At 30.6% G+C, this 3,191-nt stretch carries 3 protein-coding genes; all 3 read left to right on the forward strand.

What is annotated here, in order from left to right; genetic code table 11:
* The first annotated feature begins 134 nt into the window (after positions 1-134).
* The 3 genes from KRR19_RS12000 (at position 135) to KRR19_RS12010 (ending at position 2,191) form a co-directional block, all read left to right on the forward strand.
* Positions 135-659, forward strand: a complete 525-nt coding sequence (locus KRR19_RS12000; RefSeq protein WP_216733650.1) for a hypothetical protein — start codon at positions 135-137, stop codon at positions 657-659.
* 15 nt (positions 660-674) lie between these two features.
* Positions 675-1,004 (forward strand): hypothetical protein, encoded by a 330-nt coding sequence (locus tag KRR19_RS12005; protein ID WP_070625285.1) that lies wholly within the window; start codon positions 675-677, stop codon positions 1,002-1,004.
* Between the two features lie 263 nt (positions 1,005-1,267).
* Complete coding sequence (locus KRR19_RS12010) at positions 1,268-2,191, forward strand: protein rep (protein WP_156973588.1); 924 nt, start codon at positions 1,268-1,270, stop codon at positions 2,189-2,191.
* Positions 2,192-3,191: the final 1,000 nt, after the last annotated feature.

The raw sequence follows: 3,191 nt of genomic DNA on the forward strand, positions 1-3,191 counted from the left end.
AAGTTTTGGGATTGTTAAGGGTTCGGAGGCTCAACGTCAATAAAGCAATTGGAATAAAGCAATAATATGATATGGTTACCTTGGGAATGTTCTTAAAAAATTGGGAGTAAAATTAAAGCGAAGGAGTTTTTATTTTGAAACTAAAAAAATCATTTGGAACATTGTTAGCGAGTGCGATTTTATTAACAACGGTAAGTCCTATGGCTAGTGCAAGTGAATCATTAGAAACACAAAAGGCAGTTAGTAACTCGAGTGTAGAAATTGAAAAAGATAATAAAGCTTTAGATGATTTGTTTCGAAATCCTGAATATGTAACTGAACAGACTATTAATAATTTGCCGACTAATCTTAAAGAAGGGACTTCAGAAAGAATTGGTGGTTCTTTTGCTGTAAAAAAAGGAATTAAGGCAATGATAAAAAACAAAAAAGCTGTTTTTTCAGGAGTTAAAAAGATAAGTCCTCGTGCTGGTAAGTCTTTAGAAAAACGTTGGGATAAATATGTTGAACCGGCTTTAAATAAGATTTTAAAACAAGAACAAGCTACGTGGGGGAATGTAGAGGGTCAAGTTGCTCAAGCGTTAATGGGAACTGGTATAAAAGACTCTTCTGCTCGCAGCATTGCTTACTGGGTATCTCAAGTAGGTCAAACTTTGATATAAGAGAGTGTGTTTTGAATGAATAATGAAGAATTAGAGTCTAAATTGTTGTTGATTAAGCAATCTATAGATGTTTTACAAGAAGAATTAGCACCTGATCTAAAAACAAAAGATTTAGTTTTATTACGTTACGGTTATAGCGTTCATGAAATTAAGAAGTTAAATGATTATTTATTTAAATTAACAATAAACGAGGATAAAGTAACCAAAAAAGAGTTTAAAGAAGTTTTATGTGATATAAGAGAAGTTCCTGAAATTCCAAATAAGCAAGTTGATGATATTTTGGAAGGTTATAGAAACAGTGAACTTCATGTTGATGTAATAGATTATATTTTGAATAATGATTAATAAAAAGCCCTCCTAAAAGAGGGCTTTTTAAACGAGTGAAACGAGTTTCTTCTTGTCTTGATACTATAGGCAACTATTACAATGCGAACTTATACCCTTTGAACCGTTGATATAACTAGTTTAAGACACAAAAAAAGTTGCTTTTTCGTACCTATTAATGTATTGTTTAAGGTGTCTAATCTAAAACTATACAGGAAGGAGAAAAAGCAACTTTTTATATGCATTGTTTTGTAAAAAAACAAGGTTGTTTTGTGTGATATATCATGGACAAGTATACTGAGAAAAAACAAAGAAATCAAGTATTTCAAAAATTTATTGAGAGACATGTGAGAGAGGGACAGATGTATTTGATAAAGGACTGTAATACATTTTTATCATTTGTTGCGGATAAAACTCTGGAGAAAAAGAAGCTATATAAGTCAAATTTATGTAAGAACCGGTTCTGTCCTGTATGTGCTTGGCGAAAAGCTCGTAAAGATGCATTGGGATTATCTTTAATGATGCAGTATATCAAACAAGAAGAACAAAAGGAGTTTTTATTTTTAACTCTAACCACTCCTAATGTGAAATCAGATGATTTAGAATCTGAAATTAAACATTACAATCAATCTTTCAGACGCTTAAGCAATCGTAAAAAATTCAAATCGATAGCTAAAGGTTATGTAAGAAAATTAGAGGTTACTTATAATAAAAAACGAGATGATTATAATCCGCATTTCCATGTTTTAATTGCTGTTAACAAATCGTATTTTACAGATAAACGGTATTATATTAGTCAAAAAGAATGGCTGAATTTATGGCGAGATGTAACGGACAACGATGAAATTACACAAGTACATGTTCAAAAAATCAAACAGAATAACAACAAAGAATTATACGAAATGGCGAAGTATTCTGGTAAAGATAGCGACTACTTAATTAATCAAAAAGTGTTCGATACATTTTATAAATCACTCAAAGGGAAACAGATTCTTGTTTATTCTGGATTGTTTAAAGAGGCAAGAAAGAAATTAAAAAATGGCGATTTAGATTATCTTAAAGAAGTAGATCCGACAGAATATATTTATCAAATTTTTTATCACTGGAACCAAAAAGAATACTTAGCAAGTGAAATTTTTGATTTAACCGAAGAAGAAAAAAGTAAAATTAATCATCAAATGATTGATGAAATTGACGAAGAAATTTGATTATAAATTTTGATATTCTTTTTAAAACGTTAGCGAAAAAGCTAGCGTTTTTTTATTGAAAAGTGCTAAAAAATGTTTGGGTACATTTTGGGTACAGACACAAGATGTAGGGGTACATTTTGGGTACAAACGCAATTTATAGGGGTACATTTTGGGTACAAAAGCAAAAAATGATTGCACTTTATAAAACGCTGTATCCCTTGAAATGTCTGGCTTCGCCAGACCATACATTTTTAAATGTATGCATATTTCCCTTATGCTCTTACAAAGCATTTTGGACAAAATCAAGATTTCGGTATTTTTTACAGAAATTTGCCCCTGCAGGAACTAAAAATCGGATTCACTTTTTGAAGGATTTTATGCAAAATTTTAGTTTGCATGTAGATGGGCAGTGTCTAAAAATCATCACTGGTTTTGCTAAAAATTTGTGATGTGAATTCAAAATATATTTATTTGGCTCTTATTTGCGTTTTAAGCACTTATATAGAATTTTGGATATAAAACTACGTAAATATTTAGTGTTTCTTCAAAATGGCCCTTTAAAATTAAAAATAAAGGCACTCAAAATTTTTTGTGAGAGTTATGATGAAGTTTGTTAAAAGGAAAACTAAAAGTGGATAAATTTATAAGAAAACAGGAGTTGTTAAAAAATGAAATTCAGAGAAGCATTAGAGAATTTTTTAACGAGTGAGTATGTATATGTTGTTTTGTTGGTACTAGCTATTTATCAAATTTTTATGTTGTTTGAATGAACATTTGAGAAGTAGAACACGCATTTATGCCGAGAAAATTTATTGATCGTTGAGAAGAACCCTTAACTAAACTTGTAGACGAATGTCGGTATAGCGTGAGCTATTAAACCGACCATTCGACAAGTTTTGGGATTGTTAAGGGTTCGGAGGCTCAACGTCAATAAAGCAATTGGAATAAAGCAATAATATGATATGGTTACCTTGGGAATGTTCTTAAAAAATTGGGAGTAAAATTAAAGCGAAGGAGT

The organism is Staphylococcus sp. CWZ226, from assembly GCF_018986355.1.
In the GTDB taxonomy this organism is placed as follows: domain Bacteria; phylum Bacillota; class Bacilli; order Staphylococcales; family Staphylococcaceae; genus Staphylococcus; species Staphylococcus simulans.